The following is a 24,574-nucleotide window of genomic DNA, read 5'->3' on the forward strand; positions in this document are numbered from 1 at the left end:
GTTACTCATAAAACTCCGAATCTTCGGCCTCGCCAAAACCTGAACCCCAGAAGTAAGGGTCTTCTGTTTCCCGCTCCAGCGAGCCCATGGCCGCGCCGACCAGCAGCGCCGCATTGGCAACTTGAATATCTTCCGGCACCCGCTGTCCATCCGTGATGTAGCTGATGGGCAGGGCGTTCTGAATGCATACGTTAATCACTTCACCCAGATTCAGGCTCTCGTCGAGCTTGGTCAGGATGCAGCCGGAGAGCGGAATGCGCCGGAAGTGATCCACCGCCTCCTGCATCACCCGGCGCTGGGAGGTGGCCGACATGACCAGGTAGCTGCGAATGCGCACCTTGGCATTCTTGACCAGGGTGTCGAGCTGCTCGGTCAGGCGGATATCCCGCTGCCCCACCCCGGCGGTGTCGATGAGCACCAGCCGGCGGTGACGGAACTGATAGAGCGCACTGGCCAGCTCCTCGGCATCGCGCACCTGACGCACCGGGCATCCCATGATGCGACCATAGGTCTGCAGCTGTTCGTGGGCCCCGATCCTGTAGTTATCCGTGGTGATGAGGGCCACCTGCTCGGCGCCATACTTCATGGCAAAGCGGGCCGCCAGCTTGGCGATGGTGGTGGTCTTGCCCACCCCGGTCGGGCCGAGCAGGGCCACGGCACCGCCCTGGCGCAAGATGTCGTCTTCGCTGATCTTGAGCTGGGCCGTCAGCACCTCGGCCAGCTGGGCCATGGCCTGATGGATGGGCATGTCTTCCGGGATAAGCCCGGCCAGCTGATCGGCGAAGGCATCATCGAACCCCATCTTCTTGAGTTCCTTGATGAGCAGTGCCCGCATCGGCTCGCGGCGCTCCACCTCCTGCCACATCAGGCCGGAGATCTGGTGCTCCAGCAGCTTGCGGATGCTGGCCATCTCCTTGCGCATCCCCTCCATCTCCTGATCCCGCGGGGCGGACTGGGCAGCACGGGGGCCGGGGGCCGGGCGCGCCTTGGGCTTGGCGGGCTCGGGGGCCGCCCCCCACTGGCCCTGTTCGGCCAGGGTTCTGGGTGCGCTGGCGGCAGACGCCAGTCCGGCGGACTGGGTGCCGGCGCCGCCATTACCCTGCCAGGAGGCCGGCGCAGCATTGCCGTTGCCCGCCCCATTCGCTGGCCATGACCCCTGAGCGGCGTTGCCGCCCGCCGGATTGGACGGGTTGAGCTTCTGCTGGCGCGCCAGCAGGGCCGCCAGGGTATCGGCATAATATTCGTTCTGCTCCTTGGGGGGAGCCGAGCGCGTCATCTGCTTGCCCGCAGACGAGATATTGACGCTCTCATCGTTCAACTGACGGCGAACCGGCGCATCTTTAGGTCCAGGCACCTGGGACTGATAATCGACGGCCGCGACTATCTCCACCCCACCGGTGACCTTTTTGTTGGACATGATGACGGCATCCGGCCCGAGAGTCTCCTTGACCTCGGCCAGCGCCGTGCGCATGTCTTTGGCAAAAAACCGCTTAATCTTCACCCGTCATCTCCGCTAACTAGCCCTGTCCCACCGCACTGACGATGCGGATCTGCTTGTCATCAGGCACTTCCTGATAAGACAGGACGCGTAATCCAGGAATGGCATTCTTGACAAATTTCGCCAGGGTATTGCGCAATATCCCCGATGTCAGAAGCACGGCCGGCTGGCCTTCCAGTTCTTGTCGTTGAGTGGCTTCCACCAGGGAGCGCTGCATCCGCTCCGCCAGTCCCGGTTCTATACCGGCGCCATCTCCCCCACCTGCTTGCAGGGATTGATGCAATATGCGTTCCAGTTCTGGTGAAAGGGTGATCACCGGCAGCTCGGGCTCGGGGCCGGCAATCTCCTGCACGATCAGCCTGCGCAGGGCGATACGGCAGGCGGCGGTCAGCACTTCCGGGTCCGGGCTGCGTGGCGCATATTCCACGAGGGTCTGCAGGATAGTGCGCATATCGCGAATTGGCACGCCTTCATTGAGGAGATTTTGCAATACCTTGACCAGGTTGCCCATGCTGATCACCTCGGGAACCAGCCCTTCCACCAGCTTGCTCTGATGCTTCCCTATCATGTCCAGCAGTTGCTGCACCTCGTCGTGACCCAGCAGCAGGGCGGCATGGTTGGAGAGGATCTGGCTGAGGTGAGTTGCCACCACGGTGGCCGCATCCACCACTGTGTAGCCAAGGGTCTGGGCCTGGGAGACCTGATCCTTGGCGACCCAGACAGCTTCCAGTCCGAACGCGGGATCCTGGGTCGCTATGCCCTGGATCTGGCCGAACACCTGACCCGGGTTGATGGCCATCTCCTTGTCGTGATAGACGGTGGCCTCGCCGGTGCTCACCCCCATCAGGGTGATGCGGTACTGGTTGGGGGCGAGATCCAGGTTGTCGCGGATGTGCACCGCAGGCACCAGGAAGCCGAACTCCTGGGAGAGCTTCTTGCGCACCCCCTTGATCCGGTTGAGCAGCTCGCCCCCCTGATTCTTGTCCACCAGCGGGATGAGCTGATAGCCCACCTCCAGGCCTATGATGTCCACCGGCATGACGTCGTCCCAGCTCAGGTCCTTCTGCTCCACCGGGGCATCACCCTGGGCAGGCAAGAGTTCACCGCTCGCCGCCCTGGCCTTGTTCAGTTTCTCCCGGCGCAGCAGCCACCAGGCCCCCGCTGCCGCCACGGCCCCCAGACTCAGGAAGGCCAGATGCGGCATGCCGGGCACGCTGCCCATCATCAGCAATATGCCGGCGGAGATCACCAGCGCCTTGGGGTTCTCGAACAACTGGCCGAGCACGGCCGTGCCCATGTCCTGATCGGTATTCTGGCGGGTGACTATGATGGCGGCGGCGATGGAGAGCAGCAGGGACGGGATCTGGGCCACCAGGCCGTCACCTATGGCGAGCAGGGTGTAGATCTCGGCCGCTTCGCCGAAGCTGAGCTGGTGCTGCATCATGCCGATGATGAAGCCACCGATGATGTTGATGAAGAGGATCATGATGCCGGCGACGGCATCCCCCTTCACGAATTTGGAGGCACCGTCCATGGAGCCGTAGAAGTCAGCTTCCTGGGTCACGTCCTGACGGCGCTTCTTCGCCTCTTCCTGGTTGATGAGACCGGCGTTCAGGTCCGCATCTATGGCCATCTGCTTGCCGGGCATGGCATCCAGGGTGAAGCGGGCGCTCACCTCGGAGATCCGGCCCGCACCCTTGGTGACCACCACGAAGTTGATGATCACCAGGATCATGAAGACGATGATGCCCACCGCATAGTTGCCGCCGATCACCACGTTGCCGAAGGCCTCGATCACATGGCCCGCCGCCGCGCTGCCGTTGTGGCCTTCCAGCAGCACCACCCGGGTGGAGGCGACGTTGAGGGCGAGCCGCAGCAGGGTCGCTATCAGCAGGACTGTGGGGAAGGCGGCAAACTCCAGCGGCCGACGGGTATAGACGGCCACCAGCAGCACCACTATGGAGAGGGCGATGTTGAAGGAGAAGAGGATATCCAGCATCAGGGGCGGTATGGGGAGCACCACCATGCCGAGGGAGGCGAGCACCAGCAACGGGGTCCCTATCCCCTTGCTGAGCAACCATCTGTACTCTTTGAAACGGCTCACTCCAGCCTTGAATCCCATCGTTCTTCTCGATTTACCACTGCCGATGGCGAATTAAAGCAAATATCAAGCCAATTACCCAATGGCTTGATCTATATGGATTTTATTTTGATGCTGTCAGAAGTCCGTCGGAGGACTTGTTCGGGTAGCTTGATGGGCAGCGAGGTGTTGCCGCAAATCCCGCTGGAACGGGCAGCGCCATGGTGATCAATGTGGGGAATAGCGAGCCGATCCATGCAAACGGGGCGGGAGCGAGGCTAGATGCAATATTCCGGTGGCACAGTGGACTGCTCCCTGACAACGGGAGCAGTCAACGCCTCAGAGCAGTGACGACTTGTGATAGTCCGGTGGCACAGTGGGTTGATCCATGGCGCTCAGGGCAGCCAGCCTCCGCTGAACACCAGACTACCTGCGATATTCCGGTGCCATAGTGGACAGATCCCTGGGGATGGAGACAACCAGCGCCTCCCAGAATACGGATTATTTGCGATATTCCGGCGCCATAGTGGACAGATCCCTGGGGATAGAGACAGCCAGCACCTCCCAGAATACGGATTATTTGCGATATTCCGGCGGAATGGGGAGATCCCTGGCGACCGGGGTCGGGCGGCGGCCACGGCCACGGCGGAACTTCTTGAGCTGATAGACGTAGGCCAGCACCTGGGCCACGGCGGCAAAGAGCCCCTCGGGGATCTCCTGGCCAATCTCGGTGGCATGGTAGATAGCCCGGGTCAGGGGCGGCGAGGACATCACGGGGATGTCGTATTCCCGCGCTATCTCTCGGATCTTCATCGCCACCTCGTCCACCCCCTTGGCCAGCACCTTGGGCGCGGCCCCCGGCTTGCCCGCGTCGTACTTCAGGGCCACCGAGTAGTGGGTCGGGTTGGTGATGATGACGTCCGCCTTGGGCACATCCCCCATCATCCGGCGCATCGCCATCTGCATCTGCAACTGGCGTATCCGTCCCTTGACCTCGGGCTTGCCCTCGCTGTCCTTGAACTCGTCCTTGATCTCCTGCTTGGTCATCTTGAGCTGGCGATTGTGGTTCCAGGTCTGGAAGGGCACGTCTATGGCGACGATGGGGATCAGGGCGCAGCAGAGGATGATCAGCATCCACAGCAGCAGATCCAGGGCGTCTATGATGCCGCCGGGGAAGCCCTCGAGGGAGAGATTGAGCAGGTGATTGAACTGGCTCGACAGCATCCACCAGGCGAACAGGCTGATGAACACCACCTTGGCGATGGACTTGACGAGCTCCACCAGGGATTGCACCCCGAACATCCTCTTCAAACCACTCAAGGGGCTCAGCTTGCTCCATTTGGGCAACATGGCCTCGGAGGAGAAGTTCATACCGCCGAGCAATGTGTTGCCCACGAAGGCGGCTATGGTCACCAGCAGGAACAGCAGGCCGAGGGGTTGCAGCAGCTCCCACAGCAGGGTGGGCAGCATGACCCCCATGGCGTTGGGATCGAAGGCCTGATCCCGGTCCAGGGTAAAGCCCATGGTGAGCACCTTGACCATGGCACCGGCCAGGCTCTCCTTGATCATCAGCAAGCCGAACACGGTCGCCAGCAGGACGCTGGCGGTTCCCAGCTCCTTGGAGCGTGCAATCTGCCCTTTTTCCCGGGCCTGTTGCAGTCGTTTGCCCGTGGGTTGTTCTGTGCGTTCCTGATCGGTATCAGCCATGCTGACCCCCGACTGACTGGCCGTTGTAGATCAGCCAGCCGATAGCATGGCCTGGTTGTTCGGTGCCATTGACCCGATCGGTATCAATGAGATGCAGTCCCCCGACTGACTGGCCGCTGTAGATCAGCCAGCCGATAGCATGGCCTGGTTGTTCGGTGCCATTGACCCGATCGGTATCAATGAGATGCAGTCCCCCGACTGACTGGCCGCTGTAAGTCAGCCAGCCGATAGCATGGCCTGGTTGTTCGGTGCCGTTGACCCGATCGGTATCAATGGCATGCAGTCCCCCGACTGACTGGCCGTTGTAGATCAGCCAGCCGATAGCATGGCCTGGTTGTTCGGTGCCATTGACCCGATCGGTATCAATGGGATGCAGTCTCCCGACTGGCTGGCAACTGTCGAGCAGACCGGTATCAACCATTCTGGCCCCCCAGGCACTGGACCTTGATAAGCTCGCAGCTGGTCTCCTGCACCCGCTCCCAGAGGGAATCGAAGTGCCCCATGAAACCCCCTATGGTGAGCCAGAGGATGAAGAGGCCCGACATCATGCTGACCGCAAAGCCGATGCTGAAGATGTTGAGCTGGGGAGCCGCCCGGGTCATGACTCCGAACGCGAAGTTGATGAGCAGCAGGGCTATGATGGCAGACAGGGCCATCACCAGGGAGGCCTGGTACATGACCCCGAGGAAGCTCACCAGGCTGCGGATGGCGGGCAGGCTGAGCCCGCTGTCCGAGACCGGCAGGGTCTCGAAGCTCAGCACCACCATCCTGATCATCAGGAGATGGCCATCCACCGCCAGGAACACCAGGGTCGCCAGCATCAGGTAGAACTGGCCCACCACGGGAGCCGACTGGCCGTTCATGGGATCCACCAGGGTGGCAAAGCCCAGGCTGGTCTGCATGGCGATGATCTGGCCCGCCATCACGAAGCTTTCCAGCAGAAACTGGGTCATGAGGCCGAGCGCTATGCCGATGAGCAGCTGCTGCCCCAACACCAGGAAGCTGCCGACGGAGAACAGCTCCACCTTGGGCATGGGGGGCAGCAGGGGGGCGATGATGAAGGTGATGGCGAGCGCCAGCCCCATGCGAACGTTGGCAGGAGCCAGCCGGCTGCCGAACACCGCCATCACCATCAGCAGGCTGCTCACCCGGGCAAGCGGCCAGAGCACGGACGCCAACCACTCCATGATCACCGCAGTGGTGTAGCTCACGCCGCCGCTCCGAAAGCCGTGGGACGGGTCGTCATCGGCAGCCTGATGGTCGCAAATGCCGACACTGGCATCAGCCGACCACCTCGGGGATCTGGCTCACCATCAGCTGGAAGAAGTCCATCAGGCTCTGCAAGCCCCAGTGGGCACCGGCCCCCAGGGCCAGCAGGGTGACCACGAGACGGGGCAGGAAGCTCAGGGTCTGTTCGTTGATGGAGGTGGCGGCCTGGAAGATGGCGACCACCAGCCCCACCATCAGGCTCGGCAGGATCACGGCACACACCATGATGGTCACCAGCCAGAGCGCCTCGCGGAATACGTCGACAAAGGTTTCCGGACTCATCTTATCGGCTCCTTTCCATTGACCGGCTTACCCCGCCCCCAACCCGAAGCTGGTCGCGAGCGACCCCAGGATCAGGTTCCAGCCATCTACCATGACGAACAGCATCAGCTTGAACGGCAGGGAGACCAGCATGGGGGAGAGCATCATCATCCCCATGGCCATCAGTATGCTCGCCACCACCAGATCGATGACCAGGAAGGGCAGAAACAGCATGAAGCCTATCTGGAAGGCGGTCTTGAGCTCGCTGGTGACGAAGGCCGGGATCAGCACCCGCAGCGGCACATCGGCAGGTTTCTCCACCTGCACGTTCGCTATCTCCATGAAGGTGTTGAGATCCTTGACCCGGGTCTGGGCCAGCATGAACTGGTGAATGGGCAGCTCGGCCTTCTCCAGCGCCTCCTTGGGCCCTATGGTCTCCGCCAGATAGGGCTGCAGCGCCTCCTCGTTGATGCGATCCAGCACCGGCGACATGATGAAGAAGGACATGAAGAGGGCGATGCCGATCAGCACCTGGTTGGACGGACTCTGCTGCAGGCCTATGGCCTGCCTGAGGATGCCGAGCACCACTATGATCCGGGTGAAGGAGGTCATCATGATGACAATGGCCGGCAGGAAGGAGAGCGCGGTCATCAGCGCCAGCACCTGCAGGGTCAGGCTGTACTCCTGACTGCCATCCGCCATGGTCTTGACCGTCAGCGCCGACATGCCGTCCTGGGCCATCGCCAGGGGCGACAGCAGCACGCAGAGCAGGCCCAGGCCCCCGATCCAGTTAACTTTTTTCATGCTTGCCCATCAATTTGCCGAGCTGCTGGGAGAAGGCCTGGGGCTGACGCTCGTCCAGGGGCTCTTCCAGGCGATAGAGGAAGTTGACCTGCTGCGGCGTCACCCCGATGAGCAGCTGTTGCTCGCCCACCTTGACCACCATCAGCTTCTCCTTGTAGCCGAGCGGCAGGGTGGCGATGACCTTCATCTGGCCGCCCCCCATCACCTGGGTGAGCTTGCTCTTCTTGAGCAGGAAGCCCAGCACCAGGATGAGGCCGATCACCATCAGGCTGGAGAGCAGCCAGGAGGTGATGCTGGGGGGAGTGGCGCCCGCCCCCGGGTTGGCAGGGTTGGCCAGTGCGGGGGCGGCAAACAGTACCAGAGCGAGAGCACGGATCATTTGAGTTTCTTAATTCGCTCTATCTGGCTGATGACATCGGTCAGGCGAATGCCGAACTTGTCGTTCACCACCACCACCTCGCCGTGGGCGATCAGGGTGCCGTTGACCAGCACGTCCAGGGGCTCGCCCGCCACCCGGTCCAGCTCCACGACAGAGCCCTGGTTCAGCTGCAGCAGGTTGCGAATGCTGATCTGGCTGCGCCCCACTTCCATGGCGATGGTCACCGGAATGTCCAGAATGGTGTCCAGCTTGCGCCGCTCCTCGGCGCTGATGGGGGCGTCGTCCTTCAGCTCTTCCAGGGGGGCGGGCTTGGCCTCGGCCGTCACCTGCTCTTCCAGTGCGGCAGCCCAGGCGTCAGCCATCAGATCCTGCTCGTCATCGGTTCCGCTCATCTTCACTTCCTCATGCTGCTTCTTGACCCAGGTCGCAGGCGACGGGTCTGTTAGGGCTGTTTATCGGCGATGCTGCGTTCGAGCTCTTCCAGCTCGGCCTCGCCATCGATGCGCACGCCCCCCCGGGTCACCAGATGCATCTCTGTCTTGACTCCGTCAGGGCGCTTGATTTTGTCCACTATCTTGAGCGCCACGTTCTCCTTGGTGCGCCCCATCTTGGCGTGGAAGGTGGGCAGGTCCTCCACGAAGACCAGCAGGTTCTCCGGCATCTCCACCGGGATGATGTCGCCGGGTTGCAGCTCCATCAGCTCGCGCAGGGAGAGCTCTGTCTCCAGCAACTTGGCCTTGAGCTCCACCTTGACGTCCATGATCTCGTCGCGCAGGGCCTTGCTCCAGCGCACGTCGGTATCGCCCTTGTCACTCTGCACCCCGGCATCCAGCAGCTCGCGGATGGGCTCCAGCATGGAGTAGGGCATGGCCACGTGGAAGTCGCCGCCGCCGCCATCCAGCTCGATGTGGAAGGAGCTCACCACTATCACCTCGGTGGGGCTGACGATGTTCGCCATGGCCGGGTTCACTTCCGAGTCGAGGTATTCGAAGCCGACGTCCATCACGGGCGCCCAGGCATCCTTGTAGTCCTCGAACACCAGCTTGAGCAGCATCTGGATGATGCGCCGCTCCGTGGGGGTGAACTCGCGCCCCTCGATCTTGGCGTGATAGCGGCCGTCGCCGCCGAAGAAGTTCTCCACCAGGATGAAGACGAGACGCGCCTCCATGGTGATGAGTGCCGTTCCCTTGAGGGGGCGGAAGCGCACCATGTTCAGGCTGGTCGGCACGAACAAGGTGTGCACGTACTCGCCGAACTTGAGCATCTGCACGCCGTTGATCGACACCTCGGCGGTGCGCCGCATCATGTTGAACAGGCTGATGCGCATGTGACGGGCGAACCGTTCGTTCACCAGCTCCAGGGTCGGCATGCGGCCACGGACGATGCGGTCCTGGGAGGAGAAGTCAAACTGGGCGATACCGGGATCCCCGGCCGCCCCTAGCTCTTCCTCTTCGACATCATCGACACCGTGCAGCAGGGCATCAATCTCGTCCTGACTTAACAGATCGCTCACGCTTCACCTTTCATTGCATGACAAAGCCGGTAAACAGCACTTGTTCTATTACGGGGGAAGAGACCAGATCCTTCAGGACCCGGCGACACTCTTCCAATGAATCCTGACGCAGCTTCTCCTTGCCCTCGAAGGTCATCAGCTGCTCGGCGGTGGCCGCGCTGAAGACCCGCAGCAGGGTCCCTTCGATCAGGGGAATATTCTGTTTCGCCAGGGTCTCGTCAGCGGCCCCGCGCACCATCAGCTGGATCTTGATCTGCACCAGCCGATCCCGTTGCCCGCCCGCCACGTTGAACACGAAGGGGCGCGGCATGCCCACATAGAGGGAGGGCTGGGGCGCACTGGCTTCGGGCTTGGCCTCGGCCGTGTCGGCCGCCGGCTCGTCCGACCCGGCAAACATGAACCAGGCACCGGCCCCGCCGCCACCCAGGAGGATGACGACCAGGGCGACTATCATGATCAGCTTCTTTTTCTTGGCCGCCGCCGGGTCCTTCAGCGTCAGTTCGTTATCGTCTGCCATCCCTTGTCCACCCTAGTCTCAAACTTGTTCGGTATCATAAACTTACTCGGGCAGTCATCAAGCATAGAAATCAATTCCGGCATCGTTTGTCGATTCCACCAGCAGACTCAGGGTGCGGGCCCTGCCCTCCCCCTCCGACTGGTCGCCACCGGCAAAGCCTCCCCCTTGCTGACCCTGACCGCCGAAGCCAGACTGGCCCTGTGATGACGGCTGTCCCTGCTGCTGTTGCCCCTGCTGCTGCGCCTGTTGTTGCACCACTGTCTGACCGAGCTGGATCCCCTGCCCCGCCAGCATGTCCCGCAGCCTGGGCATGGCCTGCTCCAGCATCTCCCGGGTCTGGCCATGCTGCACCACGAAGTGGACGCTGGCCTGGCTGGAGGCATCCAGCTGGATTTGGATCTTCATCTTGCCAAGGCCCAGGGGGTCTAGCTGGATCTCTGCCTGCTGCAGCTTGTCCGCCAGCATCAGGTTTACCTTCTGGTGCAACTGGGCTGGCGCCTCCGGGGTGGCCAGCTTGAGGTGCGGCAGGCTCTGGGGCTCCCGCCGCGCGCTCACCTCGGCCGCCGGCTTGCCATCGCTGGTCTGGGCATGCTGCAACGGCTGACTTCCCTCGCTCGATTCGGTTCCTTTGACCTCGAGCCCGAGCTGCTTGCCCAGCTCATCGAGCCTGGATTTCTGCGCCGCCGGCTTGAGGTCCACGGCGGCTCCGACGGCCACCGCGGGTTCGGCCTCCATCTGCTGGATGCCGGCCGAGAGCGCCGTCAACGAGGCTTGCGGCCCCTGGGACTCGTGACGCGCCAGCGTCTGCTGGGGCGCCGTCAGCACGGGATCCGGGCTGGATGGAGCGGGCTGGGGAGTGGTGCCACTGGCCGCCGTCTCGGCTCTGGGGGCTGCGCCTGGCTTGGCCTCCCGGGCGTCACCAGCCGGGCTCGCCTTGTCGCCCTCGCCACCGGCAGTGCCAGGTTCTGGCGTGGCCTGCGCCGCGCCCTGGGGCTCCACCCTGACCACGCCGGCGTCGAAGGCCCTGGCGGTGGTTGCGGAGGCCGCGCTGATCTGTTCGTCATGGGAAACTGGCCCGGACGGCTGCCCGCCCGCCACCGAGCCCTGACTCGCCGGCACAGGGGGGGCTTCACCGGCTACCACCTTGGCAAGCAGGGCCGCCCGCGCCTCGCCTGACAAGGGTTCAGTCGCCACAGCGGCCGCCGGCTGACCGGCCTTGGGGGCCGCCGTGTTGTGTTCGGCAGTGGCCTGCTCGCTCTCTTGCGGCTCCGAGGGCTGGCCCTTGCCTGCGGCGACGGGTGCCTTGCCAGCGGCGAGCCCGCTCTCTTCATTTTCAAGGGGGAGCGCCTCTGCGCCCTGCCCATCGACCGCCACCGGCACCGGCAAGGCAGGCGCCGCCCCCGCCATCACAGGCCCCGCGGCCTGTGCCACGGGATGCGACTCGGGCGGCAAGTCATTGCCGTCGACGGTCGCCGTCACCTCCTGGGGGGGCAAGGCAGGGGGCACCACCAGGCTGACATCCTGCCTGAGGGAGGCCTGCAGCTGCTGCAGAAAATCCTCGGGGGGAAGCTCGGTCTCCTCAGAGGGCGCCTTGCTGGCCGCCTCCTGACTGCCCGTTGCCTCGGCAGACGCCAAAGATTTGGCATCCGGGGTGGCCGCAGCCAGGGCGTCGTCACCCCCTTGACTGGTCGATGGCTCCTGGCCCAGCAGCTGGGCCCTGGCCATGGCATCGGCAAATGCGGCCTTGCCGTCCGCCAGCGACAGATCCTTTCCTTCCCCCCCGGCGAGGAGCGAGGGCGACAGGGCGCCGTCGGCAGGGACTGCCTGGCTGGGCGCTAGGGTTAACTGGGTCTGTATCATGCTGGGATCCCTGACGACAATCCTGTGATGACCGCACATCCAGGGGCGGAGGCGGCGTCTTAGCCTGTGTTGGCAATAGAAAGCAAGTTACAGGCCAGAATGGTGATAGCGTCGCAGTATGGCGTAATCGTCCAGCATCTTCTGCTCCTGACGCTGGGCCTTCAGCTGCGCTCGTCCAGCCTGCTTCTCGAGCAGCAGCTCGACGGCCTTACGCCGCTGCTGGGCTTCGAGCCACTGGGTACGGCACTGGGCCAGCGCCTCGCGCACCTGCAGCACCCCTTGGTACTGCTGGGTCGCCGCATTTTCCAGCTTGTTGATGAAGGCGTGATACTGGCTGTTCTGCTGGGGCGTGATCCCCTGCAGGCCGCGATCCGTCCACTGCTGGTGATAGATCTGGCGGTACTGGTTGAGGGCGTTTTGCTGATCCATGAACAGCTTGAGATCCTGCTGGGCCTTGGCCAGCGCCATGGCGGCCTGCTGTTCGGCCTCCAGCAGCCGGCCCGCCAGCAACGTCAATCCTTTACTCATAAGGGCTCTCCACCGGTTAACGCATCAGCGGCATGGCCACCAGCTGCAGGGATTGCAGGCCTTCGTCGTAGTGAATGACCTCGCGCATCTTCTGCTGCAAGAACTGATCCAGATAGGGTTTCTGGATGATGGCCCTGTCGATGCGCGGATCCGATCCCTGGCTGTAGGCGCCTATGGTGATAAGATCCCGGTTCTGCTGATAGAGGGAGTAGAACTGCTTGAAGGCGCGCGCCAGCTCCATATGCTCAGGTGAGGTCACCATGGGCATGACCCGGCTGATGGATTTTTCGATGTCGATGGCCGGGTAGTGGCCCGCATCCGCCAGCTCCCGTGCCAGCACTATGTGGCCATCCAGGATGGCCCGCGCCGCGTCGGCGATGGGATCCTGCAGATCGTCCCCCTCCGTCAGCACGGTGAAAAAGGCCGTGATGGAGCCCTGGCCGTCGCTGCCGTTGCCGGCCCGCTCCACCAGCGCCGGCAATTTGGCAAACACCGAGGGGGGGTAGCCCTTGGTGGCCGGCGGCTCCCCCACCGCCAGGGCGATCTCGCGCTGGGCCTGGGCGTAGCGGGTGAGGGAGTCCATCAGCAGCAGCACGTTGAGCCCCTGTTCGCGGAAATACTCGGCGATGGCGAGCGCCGTCTCGCACCCCTTGAGCCGCATCAGCGGCGAGGCATCGGCCGGCGCCGCCACCACCACGGCGCGCTCGCGCCCCTCGGCGCCGAGGATCTCCTCGATGAACTCCTTCACCTCCCGGCCCCGCTCGCCGATGAGGCCCACCACCACCACGTCCGCCACCGAGCCACGGGTCATCATGCCGAGCAGCACCGACTTGCCGACCCCGGAGCCGGCAAACAGCCCCATCCGCTGACCCCGTCCCACGGTGAGCACGGCGTTGATGGCGCGCACCCCCACGTCCATGGGCTCATGGATGGGGCGACGGGCCAGGGGGTTGATGCGATGCTGGGCGAACTGCACCGTCTGGGAGGAGATGATGGGGCCCAGCCCGTCCAGGGGCTGGCCTATGCCGTCTATGACCCGGCCGAGCAGGTTCATGCCCACGGGGATGCCGTGATCCTCGGTGATGGGCACCACACGGGCGCCGGGAATGACCCCCTTGAGCTGCTCGCTCGGCATCAGAAACAGCCGATCGCCGGAGAAGCCCACCACTTCGGCCTCCAGCACGCCGTCCTGGGTGTCGATGCGGCAGAGGGCACCGATGGCGGCGCGGCAGCCGATGGCTTCCAGGGTCAGCCCCACCACCCGGGTGAGTTTGCCCGCCACCGGCGGTATGGGAGCGAGATCGCGGACCCGGTAGCCTTGCAGTCGACTGAGCAGGGATGCGGTCATCGCGCCTCCAGAGAGAAAGGGGAAAGAGTGTCAGCCGGCATTGCCGCGAAGGGAGAGAGTGCGCAGCAGCCTGGCTCCCCTGTGCCTGACCGGAAAAGGGTGTCAGCCAGCATTGTCACGAAGGGAAAGGGTGCGCAGCAGCCTGGCTCCCCTGTGCCTGACCGGAAAAGAGTGTCAGCCAGCATTGCCGCGAAGGGAGAGGGGGCGAAGCAGCCTGGCTTCCCCTTGCCTGACCGGAAAAGGGTGTCAGCCGGCATTGTCACGAAGGAAGTTGCGCAGCAGTTGCTCGATGCGCCCCGAGAGGGTCAGATCGATGCTGGAGAGTTCGGTGGCCAGCTGCAGATCCCCCGGGGAGAGGGTGGGATCGCTTTGCAGCCGCCAGTGACGCCGGGCACACTCCTCGGCGCCGAAGGCCTGCTCGACCCGGGCCACATCGTCCGGGTGCAGCATCAGGGTGACCCCCTGCTCGGCGGCGGGCAGCAGGGCAAGGCCCTGCTTGAGGGCCTCGAGCAGCAGTCTTGGGGAGGTCTCGGCCTCGTGGCGAATGAGGGCGCGGGCGAGTTGCTGGACCAGCGTGATGAGCTGCTGTTCCACGGCGCCATCCAGCTCCTGGAGCGGATTGGCGAGGCGGGCGGCGAGCCCCTGCCAGTGGGCAATCTCCTGCTCCACCTGGTCGCGGCCCAGGGCCAGCCCCTCTTCGCGACCCTGCTCCAGACCCGCCTGATGGCCCTGCTGCAAGCCTTCCAGCTTGCCCTCTTCGAGCCCCTTGGCAAAGCCGGCCTCCCGCCCCTCGGCCATCCCCTCTTCCCAGGCGGCCTGGCGGATTGCCTCCACCTCTTCGGCGGTGATGCTGGGGGTGGGCTCCTCCGGCTGCTCTTCTGGCGGCATCTCGTCCGCCTGCTCTTGGCGATACCAGTCAGGGCCGAGCCCCAGGGCATTGCTCTGGATCTCGGATTCGACCTCCATCTCGGGCCAGCCCCAGGCCTCCACCCGGGTCTCGTCCGTCTCGGGTCTGACATAACCCCGCAGCTTGCTGTTCTTGTTATTCATGTGCGAAAGACACTCCTGGCGTGCCGGACGAAGGGGGCGACATCATCGCACATTCCATTGCCCATGGCTTAGAGGAACTCTTCGCCACCGCCGGCCCCCAGCATGATCTCGCCCGCGTCCGCCAGACGGCGTGCCGTGGAGAGGATCTCCTTCTGGGCGGCTTCCACCTCGGAGACCCGGATCGGCCCCATGGCCTCCAGGTCGTCCGCCAGCATCTCGGCGGCCCGCTTGGACATGTTCTTGAACACCTTCTCGCGCATCTGATCGTCCGAGCCCTTGAGGGCCCGTTGCAGCAGATCCCCGGGCACTTCCCGCAGCAGGGTCTGGATGCCCCGATCGTCCACGTCGATGAGGTTCTCGAACACGAACATCAAGTCCTGGATCTGCTGGCTCATCTCCTCGTCCGACTCGCGGATGGAGTCCATCAGCTGGCCTTCGATGTTGGTGTCCAGGTAGTTCATGATGTTGGCGGCCGCCTTGAGGCCACCCATCTTGGCCGCCTGGGCACCGGCCGCACCGGCGAACTGCTTCTCCATGATGTCGTTGAGCTCTTGCAGCGCCGCCGGTTGCACCTCTTCGAGGTTGGCGATACGCATCACCAAGTCGAGGCGCACCTGCTCCGGGAACTGGCTCAATATCTCGGCGGATTGCTCCGGCTCCAGATAGGAGAGCACTATGGTCTGGATCTGCGGGTGCTCGTTCTGGATGATGCTGGCCACCTGGCGGGCATCCATCCACTTGAGGGAGTCGAGGCCGCGGGCGCCGGATCCCAGGATGATCTGATCCACCAGGTTGCTGGCCTTGTCCTCCCCGAGCGCCGCCACCAGGGCCTTGCGCACGAAGTCTTCGCTGCCGATGCCGATGTTGGTGTATTTCTGGATGTCGTCGATAAATTGACGATGCACCGCCGCCACCCGGTCGTGACTGAAATCCGACATGGAGGCCATGGACATACCGAGCCGCTGCACCTGCTTGGGCTCGAGGTGGCGGAAGATCTGGGCGGCATCCTCCTCGTTGAGGCTCAGCATCAGCACCGCCGCCATCTCCATCCCGCCCATCTGATCCAGGATCTGGCGCTGGCTTTCGGTGATGTCGTTACCGGTGACTTGGTTTTTCTTCTCTTCAGGCATCTCGGTTCGTTACCCATTCTTTGATGACCTGAGCGGCCAGGTCTGGTTCATTCGCTACCAAGGCGCGTACGGCCTTGAGCAGGTCCTCGTCACGGTGCAAGTCAGGCAGCTTGAGCTGGCCATCCCGCAGGCCGAACACCGGCTCGGCCTCGGCCTGGGCCGCCAGCAGGCTCAGCTCGTCGTCGCCACCCAGCACGGTGTGGTTGTCGAAGTCCAGCTCCCCTTCCGGCTTGGCATCCGGGTAGAGCAGGCGTTTGAGCATGGGCCGCACCACGGTGACGATGAGCACTATGATGACCAGCACCGAGGCGGCGATGCGCACCGCGCGCCAGAACCAGGGCTGCTCGTAGATAGGCATGTCGGCCACGGCTTCCAGCTCGGGGCGGTTGAACGGAATGGCAACCACCTCCAGGGTATCTCCCCGGGTCACGTCAAAGCCGAGGCCGCCGCTCAGTAGACGGCGCAAGGTATCGAGCTCGGCCTGGCTGCGGGGCTCGCGAGTGACGGCCCCCTCAGCACCGGGAGTGGCCTTGTAATCCACCGCCACCGACACCGTCATGCGGCGGATGCCGCCCTGCTGGCGCCGGATGTGGCTGACGGTAGTGTCCAGTTCGAAGTTGCGGGTCGCCTCCTTGCGGGAGCGGCCGGAAGAGCCGGTTCCCCCTTCAGCGCCGGCGGCCTGTTCGGGAATGCTGGAGGCGGCGGGGGGCTGATTGGTGAGCGCACCAGGCACGCCGCCATTGCTGCCATTGGCGCTGTTCTCTTCCACCGTCATCTCGGAGCGCACCGCAGGCAGGTCAGGATTGTAGGTCTTGCGGGTCTGCTCCTGCTGGGAGAAGTCGAGGGAAAGATCCACCTCGGCGGTATAGTTGTCGGCTCCCAGCACCGGGATCAGGATGGCGTCAATTTTTTGTTTGTATTCCAGCTCCTGCTTCTGCTGCATCGCAAACTCCTTGCGAGTCTGGGCAGAGAGCGGGTCTTGCGAGCCGGAGTTGAGCAGGCGGCCGTTCTGATCGGTCACGGTGACGCGGGTCGGCTCAAGGCCGTGCACGGCGGAGGCGACCATGTCGACGATGGAGTCCACCTCCCCCTGGCCCAGGGCAGCCCCTTTCAGGCTCAGCACGACGGTGGCGCTCGGCTTGCGCTCGTTGCGGGCGAACACGTTGTCTTTCGGGATGGCCAGCAGCACCTGGGCCTTGGCGACGTTCTGGAACTGCTCGATGGCGCTCGCCAGCTGGCGCTCGCGGCTCAGTTTCAGACGCTCGCTCTCCATGCGCTGGCTGACCCCGAAGCTGGAGTCCTTGAGCAGTATGGCTTCGCCGTCGTTGCTGGCCTCGCTGCTGCTGGCGAGGCCGGCGCGGGTCAGGCGCAACCGGATGTCCGCATAATTCTCGGCACTGACCAGCACGCTCTTGCCTTCGACCTGATAGGGGATCTTCTGCTGATCCAGGTAATCCAGGGTGGAGACCAGCTCCTGGGTGTTGAAGGTGCCGAGGGGACGCATCTCCGGCTCCTTGCCCCACAAGAGGATGAAGACGGCGATGGCCAGACAGATGGTCAACCCCAGGATCAGGGTGATCTGCCGCAACACATCGGTGTTGGACAAGAAGCCCAGGGCCGAGCTCTTCTGCTCGTGCTCATCGAGGGCGGCAGCCCCCTCGTTGTTCATCAGCAGATCGCCGTTTGGATCGTTAGCCACTCTTCAGGTCCTTATTGCTGACATCTTCGTGATGCTCGGTCGCCATGGGGCCGAGTTATACCGGCATGTTCATGATGGTCTTGTAGGCATCGACCATCTTGTTGCGCACCTGCACCGTCGCCTCGAAGGCGATGGAGGATTTCTGCCCGGCGATCATCACCTCGGACAGGTCCACCGACTTGTCGCCCATATCGAACCGGGTACGCAGATCGTTGGCGCTGCCCTGCAACTCGTTGACGTTGTCCAGGGCTTGCTGCAGCATCTGACCGAAATCCGAGTTGACCGGACGACCGGGCTGGGTCAGCGGCGTGGCACCGGCTTCGACCTTGAGTGCCTGCATCTCTTGCATCAGGCTGCTTGCGCTAATTTCCATCTTCCCTTCCCAGACAAATCATTGACACTGGCAAGCCTTAAGCAATTAGAGTGCCAAAAGGGAAGAGGGACTGGCCGCCGGCGCCAAGGGGCAGCCACAAGCAGGCCCCCTGGCCCCGGCTCATGTCACCCCAGCACCAGCTTCAGATAACCGAGATGCAGATCTCGGTGCTCGTCCGCTGGCAGCTTGACCAGCACCTCGTCGTGCAGGAAGCGCGCCTTCTCGGTGGCCTGCTCAGGGGCCACCAGGCCCACCTCCACCAGCCTGGCGACAATGGCCAGCGCCAGAGCCATGGTCGCCTCGTCCGCCCGTCCCCAGCCGAAGACGCCCCCCTCAGCCGCCCCTTCCGCCAGGGGTGCGACCTCATCGCCATTGACCCAGAGGACCATGGGACTGCCCTCCTGCAGCCGCAGATAGATACTCTGCCGCTCCCACTCCCGGCGCCGGTCCACGGCAGATTCAGATGCTTGGGTCATGCCACTCTCCTTGTTCAACGACTGTGTCTTGCTTGCGCCCATGAAAAAGAGGGCCGAAGGCCCCCTTTTTACTGCAAGTCACGTCATTTAAACAGGCAGTATTTCAACATGATAAAAGAAAAATACCGGATCGCTGCCAGGGACCTTCGTCACTTGTTCAGATCCTCATCAAGCCAGTATTTGGAACCCGAGATATTGGCATCGAGCAGCAGCCCCTTCTCCCCGATCTGGTAGATGGCCATGCCGCCATTGTACTTGGCGGTCAGCTCGGCACTCTCCTTGCCGGCCACGGCCCCCACTTCGGAGGTGGCCTCCCAGCCCTTGTTGACGAAGGCATCGAACCTGGCCTTGTCTTCAAACAGCACCACCTGCTGGTAGAACTTGCCCCCCATGCCGGCGGCCAGCCCGGCGCCAAACATCTTCATATAGGTGTGCTTGCCCGTCTTGCGATTGATGGCAACCCCGGATCCCTGGTTGGTGTGCACCATCAGGGAGAACTTGCGCGAGTCGAACACCGCATAGCCATAGGCCTTGTCAAACAGCAGCTTGGCGGAGGGTTGCTCGTTGAACAGCCGTACCAGGGCGGTATCGGCCATGGTATCCAGGGCGGTTCTGGCCTCGGCGGGGGTCTTGGGCTCCAGCATGGTGTCGAGCTTCTTGTCGGCGGCCGTCAACCACTCCTTGCCGGTGGCGGCGCTCTCTTCCGTCCAGGCGCCCGCCTTGTTGTAGGCATCGGCTCCCCAGGTGGAGACAGACTCCCAGGTCGCCTTGGAGAAGTCGGTGATCCCCTGCCAGGCTTCCTTGCTGGTGTCGCTCACCGCGGTGCCAAGCTCGGAGGCCGCTTCCTTCAATTTCGCCCAGTCGGCATGGCTGGGGCCAGATGCAAGTGCCAGGACGGCGGCAATCAACCAGGATCGGCTCTTCATTGTGTGCTCCTTTAATATCCCATCAGCGGACATGTCACCCTATCAGATTTAAGACTACTCAAAGAAGTCCTGAGTGCCTGTCCCCTCCAGCGAGTCAACCTGGGCCAGGCTCCCCCGGCAGCGAGGGGACGGCGACTGTGCCCTCATGAGCGGGCACAGCCTCCCTGACGGCAAGGGACAAAAGCTGACCGTAAATATTGTTCGGCCTGACAACCTCGGTTGTATAGTTTTTGGTTAGCCATTCCGGTAAAATCCGCGCCCTTGAATAAGAGCCACCTAAGAGTGATTGAGCGATGTCCAACACAAAACAGGCCCCCAAAGTAGGATTCGTCTCCTTGGGTTGCCCCAAAAATCTGGTCGATTCCGAGCGCATCCTGACCCAGCTGCGTACCGAAGGGTACGATGTGGTGCCCAGCTATGACGATGCGGAGCTGGTGGTGGTCAACACCTGCGGCTTCATCGACAGCGCGGTACAGGAGTCGCTGGAAGCCATCGGCGAGGCTCTGGCCGAAAACGGCAAGGTGATAGTCACCGGCTGCCTCGGCGCCAAAGAGAACCAGATCCGCGAGATCCACCCCAAGGTGCTCGAGATCACCGGCCCCCACGCCTATGAAGAGGTGCTGGGCCACGTTCACAAGTACGTGGAGAAGCCGACCCACAACCCCTTTACCAGCCTGGTGCCGGCCCACGGCGTCAAGCTGACACCCCGTCACTACGCCTATCTCAAGATCTCCGAGGGCTGCAACCACCGCTGCACCTTCTGCATCATCCCCTCCATGCGCGGGGATCTGGTGAGCCGTCCCATCGGCGAGGTACTGGCCGAGGCCAAGCGCCTGAAAGAGGCCGGCGTGAAGGAGATCCTGGTGATCTCCCAGGACACCTCCGCCTACGGCGTGGACGTCAAGCACCGCACCGGTTTCTACGACGGCATGCCGGTCAAGACCAGCATGGTCGCCCTGTGCGAGGAGCTGGCCAAGCTCGACATCTGGGTGCGCCTGCACTACGTCTACCCCTATCCCCACGTGGATGACGTCATCCCGCTGATGCGCGACGGCAAGGTACTGCCCTACCTGGACATTCCGCTGCAACACGCCAGCCCGCGCATCCTCAAGCTGATGAAGCGCCCGGGTACCGTCGAGCGCACCCTGGAGCGCATCCAGAAGTGGCGCGAGATCTGCCCCGAGATCACCCTGCGCTCCACCTTCATCGTCGGCTTCCCCGGCGAGACCGAAGAAGAGTTCCAGATGCTGCTGGACTTCATCGACAAGGCTGAGCTGGACCGCGTTGGCTGCTTCAAATACAGCCCGGTCGAGGGCGCCAAGGCCAACGAGCTGCCGGATCCTGTGCCGGAAGAGGTCCAGGAAGAGCGTTTCCAGCGCTTCATGGAGCTGCAGCAACAGGTCTCCGTTCGCAAGCTGGCCCGCAAGGTCGGCAAGGAGATGACAGTGCTGATCGACGAAGTGGACGAAGAGGGCGCCACCGGTCGCTCCTTCGCCGATGCCCCCGAGATCGACGGCCTGGTCTACCTGAACGGTGAAACCGGCCTCAAGCCCGGCGACATGGTCAAGGTCCGCATCGACGAAGCGGACGAATACGATCTGTGGGCCAGCCTGATAGGCTAAGTCCGCAGTTCATGATGGCGCCTGCCCGGCAGGCGCCAATAAAAAAGCCAGTCAGTGACCCTGACTGGCTTTTTTATTGGTAGCACCGATAGGTTATGCGCGCTGAAGCGGGGCGCACGCTGCTGCACCTGGCATCACTCGGTCAGCGCTTCTGACGAGGGCGAGAGGCCGGTATCCGCCACCATCACCAGAACATGAAGGCCTTTGTAATGGACCTCCTCAAGGGCCTTGAAACCATGGCGGCAATAAACGCCACCGCTCAGGTTCTCGGTTTGCAAGTACAGCTTGCTGATCCCCGCCCTGCGGGCACGGCTGAGGATCTCTGTTACCAGCAAGGAGGCGACCCCCTGCCCGCGTGCTTTTTCAACGACATATACCCCACCCAACCAATGTTCGTACTCGGGAAACATCGCCATTTCGCGGATCTTGAGCTCGGCAGCCCCCACCCATTCACCGGCCAGGCGGGCCAGTACCATCAGCGGAGCCCGGTCGACCTGGGTGGCCGCCGTGACCTTGGCCAGCACCTGCTCTTGAGTGCAGCGACCACTGTCGCGGCACCATTCGTCAAAATACCATGAGGCAACCACGCCTGCGGCAGATGGCTCATTAGCCAGTAACAACAACTCCATAAAGCCTCTTTTGCGTATGACCCCTGACCGGCTGGGGAAGGATGAACACGACGAGGCGAAACCCAGGGTCGCACCCGCGAGCGGCGGCCTCGCCAGCAGCTAGGCTCCGAGACCGGCATGCTCTAGACAAGGTTATCGAATGGATACCATAACCAGCCAGGGAGTGGAAGGGGTCGGGAGCCAAGGCGCACTTTCCCGCCATGACCCAGCAACCGGTCTGCAGCTGACGTGGCAGACTGGCCGGGGTGAAGGTAAAAATGGTCTTGGCCTGCGACTTCATCGACAAGGTGGAGCTGGACAGGGTTGGCTGCTTCAAATACAGCCCGGTCGAGGGTGCCAAGGCCAACGAGCAGCCGGATCCTGTGCCGGAAGAGGTCCAGGAAGAGCGTTTCCAGCGCTTCATGGAGCTGCAGCAACAGGTCTCCGTTTGCAAGCTGGCCCGCAAGGTCGGTAAGGAGATGACAGTGCTGATCGACGAGGTGGACGAAGAGGGCGCCACCGGCCGCTCCTTCGCCGACGCCCCCGAGATCGACGGCCTGGTCTACCTGAACGGTGAAACCGATCTGAAGCCAGGCGATCTCGTCAAGGTCCGCATCGACGAGGCGGACGAGTACGACCTGTGGGCCAGCCTGGTCAACTAATCCGCCAACGGATGTGACACCCTAAGCCAGTCAGTGAATGCTGACTGGCTTTTTAATTGCCAGCAAGCCACCTGCGCTAAACACCCTCGGCAGCCGGCACCGGCTCCTTCTGCAAGAGGGAGGCCGCCTGCCATCACCCGACTCACCGGGAGATGCCCCCTTAGTGAGCCAGCGCACAGTTCTGCCCCGCCCCCAGGTTCGCTTGTTTCAAGCTCAAAAAAAAGCCACTGAAGGGGCGCAAAAACGAGCACGATCCACTTCACACTATCGTCTTTGAATTGTCATAAAGGGTGACTTGGTACTTTGTGAGAATTAATGCAACTGTATAATTTAAAAGGATTAAAAATAGAGTTTGACGATAATGACGAGAGAGTGCGAGTTTTTACGATATCGACGAAATGAAGAGTTGTTGTTTTCCTGTTAACTCTGCTTTTCTAAGGGCGTTGGATGACACAACTACAAGGGTGCAAAACCTGACCAACATTGAGGGCCGGCATCCAAGCATGGGATCCGGTGCTCCATTCCAAAACCATGGAAGACCAATAAGAAAGGAAAAAATATGCTTGCCAAAGTATCCAAAATCGCTACCTCAGTCATGCTGGGAACCCTGATGCTCGCCGGTACCGCCGGCACTGCCATGGCCGCCGAGAACAAGACGGTGCTGACCCTGGTCGCGCAACAGGAGACCGCATGGGTCAAGAACTTCAACCCCTTCCTGCAGGCCGGTCTGCTGCACACCACCCGTCACTTCATCTATGAGCCGCTGGTGATCTTCAACGATATGCAGGGTGGCAAACCCGTCTATCGTCTGGCCACCAACTATGCCTTCAGCGATGACCTGAAGTCGGTCACCTTTGACCTGCGCGAAGGGGTCAAGTGGTCCGATGGTGAAGCCTTCACCGCCGACGACATCCTCTTCTCCTTCAACCTGGTCAAGGCCAACAAGGCACTGGACGAGCGCTCCATCTGGACTCAGATCAAGGGTGTCGAGAAGCTGGGTGAGCACAAGGTCAAATTCGACCTGGCCGAGGTCAACACCAACGTGGTGAACGACCTGGTGCTGGTGCCAATCGTCCCCGAGCATCAGTGGAAGTCGGTAAAAGACCCGGTTGCCTTCACCAACGACAAGCCGGTCGGCACAGGTCCCTTCACCGAAGTGGACAACTTCTCCGCCCAGCTCTATACCCAGTGCCGCAACCCGCACTACTGGGACAACGCCAACCTCGCCATCGACTGCCTGCGCATGCCGCAGATGGCCACCAACGACCAGGTACTGGCTGCCGTCATGAAGGGTGACGTGGACTGGTTCGGCTCCTTCGTACCGGACATCGAGCGCCTCTACGTCGGCAACGATCCCAAGAACAACAAGTACTGGTTCCCGGCCTCCGGCACGGTGGCGTTCAACGTCAACTTCCAGAGCAAGAACCCGGGCAATAACGAAGCCTTCAACGACATCAACTTCCGCCGCGCCTTCTCCATGGCGATGGACCGCCAGTCCATGGTGGACATCGCAGGCTACGGCTACCCGACCGTCAACGAATACCCGTCGGGTCTGGGCAAGGCATTCGCCTCCTGGGACAACCCGGAAGTCGAGAAGAAATACGGCAAATACAACAAGTTCGATCTGGAAGGTGCCAAGGCACTGCTGAAGGAAGCGGGCTACAAGGACTGTGACGGCGACAAGTTCCTCGACACCCCGAGCTGCAAGAAGATCGAGTTCAAGGTGCTGGTACCGAACGGCTGGACCGACTGGGTCAACACAGTCCAGATCGGGGTCGAAGGCCTGCAGGCCCTGGGCCTGAACGCCAAGACCTCCACCCCGGAAGCCACCGTCTGGACCGAGAACCTGATCACCGGTGACTTCGACGTCGCCCTGCAGGGTTACTTTGCCGGTGCCAACCCGCACAAGTACTTCGAGACCGCCTTCCACTCCCGCAACATGGGTGAGCGCGGCAACCGCTTCGCGGCGCCCCGTTACAAGGATCCCGAGCTCGACAAGCTGATCGATGACTTCACCCAGACCGCCGATGCGGCCAAGCAGAAGGAGATCATGTTTGCCATCCAGGAGCGCGTCGGGGCCAACCAGACCATCATCCCGGTGTTCAACAACCCGACCTGGTACGAATACAGCACCAAGCGCTTCAATGGCTGGTTCAGTGCCGACAACCCGGTCGCCAAGCCGCAGGTACACCCGGACACCCCGGAGCGTCTGCTGCACGTGTTGTCACTCAAGCCAAACAGCTAATCACCTCGGCCCCCTGCGG

Annotated in this window: 23 protein-coding genes and 1 pseudogene; 3 read left to right on the forward strand and 21 right to left on the reverse strand. The window is 62.6% G+C overall.

The features are described from left to right. Window position 1: 1 nt before the first annotated feature. From flhF to befA, 20 genes are all read right to left on the reverse strand, one after another. On the reverse strand, window positions 2-1,501 hold the full coding sequence (flhF, locus tag AC1IN8_RS04990; protein ID WP_247625816.1) for a flagellar biosynthesis GTPase FlhF: 1,500 nt from the start codon (window positions 1,499-1,501) through the stop codon (window positions 2-4). Window positions 1,502-1,517: 16 nt separating this feature from the next. Continuing rightward, window positions 1,518-3,620: a flagellar biosynthesis protein FlhA gene (gene flhA, locus AC1IN8_RS04995; RefSeq protein WP_139435519.1), complete on the reverse strand. Its 2,103-nt coding sequence runs from the start codon at window positions 3,618-3,620 to the stop codon at window positions 1,518-1,520. Between the two features lie 534 nt (window positions 3,621-4,154). Then, entirely contained in the window at window positions 4,155-5,285 is a 1,131-nt protein-coding gene (gene flhB / locus AC1IN8_RS05000) for a flagellar biosynthesis protein FlhB (protein ID WP_042650090.1), read from the reverse strand. Then, a complete protein-coding gene (locus AC1IN8_RS05005) occupies window positions 5,278-5,706 on the reverse strand; it encodes a hypothetical protein (RefSeq protein ID WP_479758249.1) in 429 nt (142 codons plus the stop codon). Before AC1IN8_RS05005 ends, flhB begins: the two co-directional genes overlap by 8 nt. Further along, window positions 5,699-6,496, reverse strand: coding sequence for a flagellar biosynthetic protein FliR (gene fliR, locus AC1IN8_RS05010; protein ID WP_202046411.1), 798 nt, complete (start codon window positions 6,494-6,496; stop codon window positions 5,699-5,701). Before fliR ends, AC1IN8_RS05005 begins: the two co-directional genes overlap by 8 nt. Window positions 6,497-6,566: 70 nt before the next feature. Then, the gene (gene fliQ / locus AC1IN8_RS05015; protein WP_010673927.1) at window positions 6,567-6,836 is read right to left on the reverse strand and encodes a flagellar biosynthesis protein FliQ; all 270 of its coding nucleotides are present in this window, start codon (window positions 6,834-6,836) and stop codon (window positions 6,567-6,569) included. Window positions 6,837-6,863: 27 nt separating this feature from the next. Further along, window positions 6,864-7,619 carry a flagellar type III secretion system pore protein FliP gene (fliP, locus tag AC1IN8_RS05020; protein WP_202046412.1) on the reverse strand — a complete coding sequence of 252 codons (756 nt, stop codon included), beginning with the start codon at window positions 7,617-7,619 and terminating at the stop codon, window positions 6,864-6,866. After that, the gene (gene fliO / locus AC1IN8_RS05025) at window positions 7,606-7,998 is read right to left on the reverse strand and encodes a flagellar biosynthetic protein FliO (RefSeq protein WP_265436191.1); all 393 of its coding nucleotides are present in this window, start codon (window positions 7,996-7,998) and stop codon (window positions 7,606-7,608) included. The genes fliP and fliO overlap by 14 nt, the downstream gene beginning before the upstream one ends. Next, a complete protein-coding gene (gene fliN, locus AC1IN8_RS05030; protein WP_025326247.1) occupies window positions 7,995-8,390 on the reverse strand; it encodes a flagellar motor switch protein FliN in 396 nt (131 codons plus the stop codon). The genes fliO and fliN overlap by 4 nt, the downstream gene beginning before the upstream one ends. 50 nt (window positions 8,391-8,440) lie before the next feature. Next, window positions 8,441-9,511, reverse strand: coding sequence for a flagellar motor switch protein FliM (fliM, locus tag AC1IN8_RS05035; protein WP_106887475.1), 1,071 nt, complete (start codon window positions 9,509-9,511; stop codon window positions 8,441-8,443). Between the two features lie 10 nt (window positions 9,512-9,521). Then, on the reverse strand, window positions 9,522-10,028 hold the full coding sequence (gene fliL, locus AC1IN8_RS05040) for a flagellar basal body-associated protein FliL (RefSeq protein WP_171268714.1): 507 nt from the start codon (window positions 10,026-10,028) through the stop codon (window positions 9,522-9,524). A gap of 57 nt (window positions 10,029-10,085) precedes the next feature. Then, window positions 10,086-11,888 carry a flagellar hook-length control protein FliK gene (locus tag AC1IN8_RS05045; RefSeq protein ID WP_479758253.1) on the reverse strand — a complete coding sequence of 601 codons (1,803 nt, stop codon included), beginning with the start codon at window positions 11,886-11,888 and terminating at the stop codon, window positions 10,086-10,088. Window positions 11,889-11,975: 87 nt separating this feature from the next. After that, window positions 11,976-12,416, reverse strand: coding sequence for a flagellar export protein FliJ (gene fliJ / locus AC1IN8_RS05050; RefSeq protein ID WP_139435529.1), 441 nt, complete (start codon window positions 12,414-12,416; stop codon window positions 11,976-11,978). Window positions 12,417-12,432: 16 nt separating this feature from the next. After that, a complete protein-coding gene (gene fliI / locus AC1IN8_RS05055) occupies window positions 12,433-13,764 on the reverse strand; it encodes a flagellar protein export ATPase FliI (protein WP_139435531.1) in 1,332 nt (443 codons plus the stop codon). Window positions 13,765-14,010: 246 nt separating this feature from the next. After that, the gene (gene fliH, locus AC1IN8_RS05060) at window positions 14,011-14,814 is read right to left on the reverse strand and encodes a flagellar assembly protein FliH (protein ID WP_139435533.1); all 804 of its coding nucleotides are present in this window, start codon (window positions 14,812-14,814) and stop codon (window positions 14,011-14,013) included. Window positions 14,815-14,882: 68 nt separating this feature from the next. Further along, on the reverse strand, window positions 14,883-15,944 hold the full coding sequence (fliG, locus tag AC1IN8_RS05065; RefSeq protein ID WP_139435536.1) for a flagellar motor switch protein FliG: 1,062 nt from the start codon (window positions 15,942-15,944) through the stop codon (window positions 14,883-14,885). Next, window positions 15,937-17,643, reverse strand: a complete 1,707-nt coding sequence (gene fliF, locus AC1IN8_RS05070; RefSeq protein WP_162519164.1) for a flagellar basal-body MS-ring/collar protein FliF — start codon at window positions 17,641-17,643, stop codon at window positions 15,937-15,939. Before fliF ends, fliG begins: the two co-directional genes overlap by 8 nt. A gap of 55 nt (window positions 17,644-17,698) precedes the next feature. Continuing rightward, a complete protein-coding gene (gene fliE, locus AC1IN8_RS05075; RefSeq protein WP_106887480.1) occupies window positions 17,699-18,016 on the reverse strand; it encodes a flagellar hook-basal body complex protein FliE in 318 nt (105 codons plus the stop codon). 125 nt (window positions 18,017-18,141) lie between these two features. Further along, window positions 18,142-18,492, reverse strand: a complete 351-nt coding sequence (locus AC1IN8_RS05080; protein ID WP_479758256.1) for a hypothetical protein — start codon at window positions 18,490-18,492, stop codon at window positions 18,142-18,144. A 149-nt stretch (window positions 18,493-18,641) separates the two neighbouring features. Continuing rightward, a complete protein-coding gene (gene befA, locus AC1IN8_RS05085; RefSeq protein WP_139435540.1) occupies window positions 18,642-19,418 on the reverse strand; it encodes a beta cell expansion factor BefA in 777 nt (258 codons plus the stop codon). A 293-nt stretch (window positions 19,419-19,711) separates the two neighbouring features. Here befA and rimO point away from each other — a divergent pair, with 293 nt between their 5' ends. Next, entirely contained in the window at window positions 19,712-21,040 is a 1,329-nt protein-coding gene (gene rimO, locus AC1IN8_RS05090) for a 30S ribosomal protein S12 methylthiotransferase RimO (protein WP_247625806.1), read from the forward strand. A 134-nt stretch (window positions 21,041-21,174) separates the two neighbouring features. On the opposite strand, the gene AC1IN8_RS05095 is transcribed toward rimO, so the two are convergent. Continuing rightward, window positions 21,175-21,669 (reverse strand): GNAT family N-acetyltransferase, encoded by a 495-nt coding sequence (locus AC1IN8_RS05095; RefSeq protein WP_479758258.1) that lies wholly within the window; start codon window positions 21,667-21,669, stop codon window positions 21,175-21,177. 272 nt (window positions 21,670-21,941) lie between these two features. On the opposite strand from AC1IN8_RS05095, the pseudogene AC1IN8_RS05100 reads away from it, so the two are divergent. Both AC1IN8_RS05100 and AC1IN8_RS05105 read left to right on the forward strand, forming a co-directional pair. Then, window positions 21,942-22,310 (forward strand): annotated as a pseudogene (locus AC1IN8_RS05100) (TRAM domain-containing protein); the annotation flags it as partial. Window positions 22,311-22,869: 559 nt separating this feature from the next. Beyond that, entirely contained in the window at window positions 22,870-24,555 is a 1,686-nt protein-coding gene (locus AC1IN8_RS05105) for an ABC transporter substrate-binding protein (RefSeq protein ID WP_139435547.1), read from the forward strand. Window positions 24,556-24,574: the final 19 nt, after the last annotated feature.

The organism is Aeromonas sp. 130281 (genome assembly GCF_056642115.1).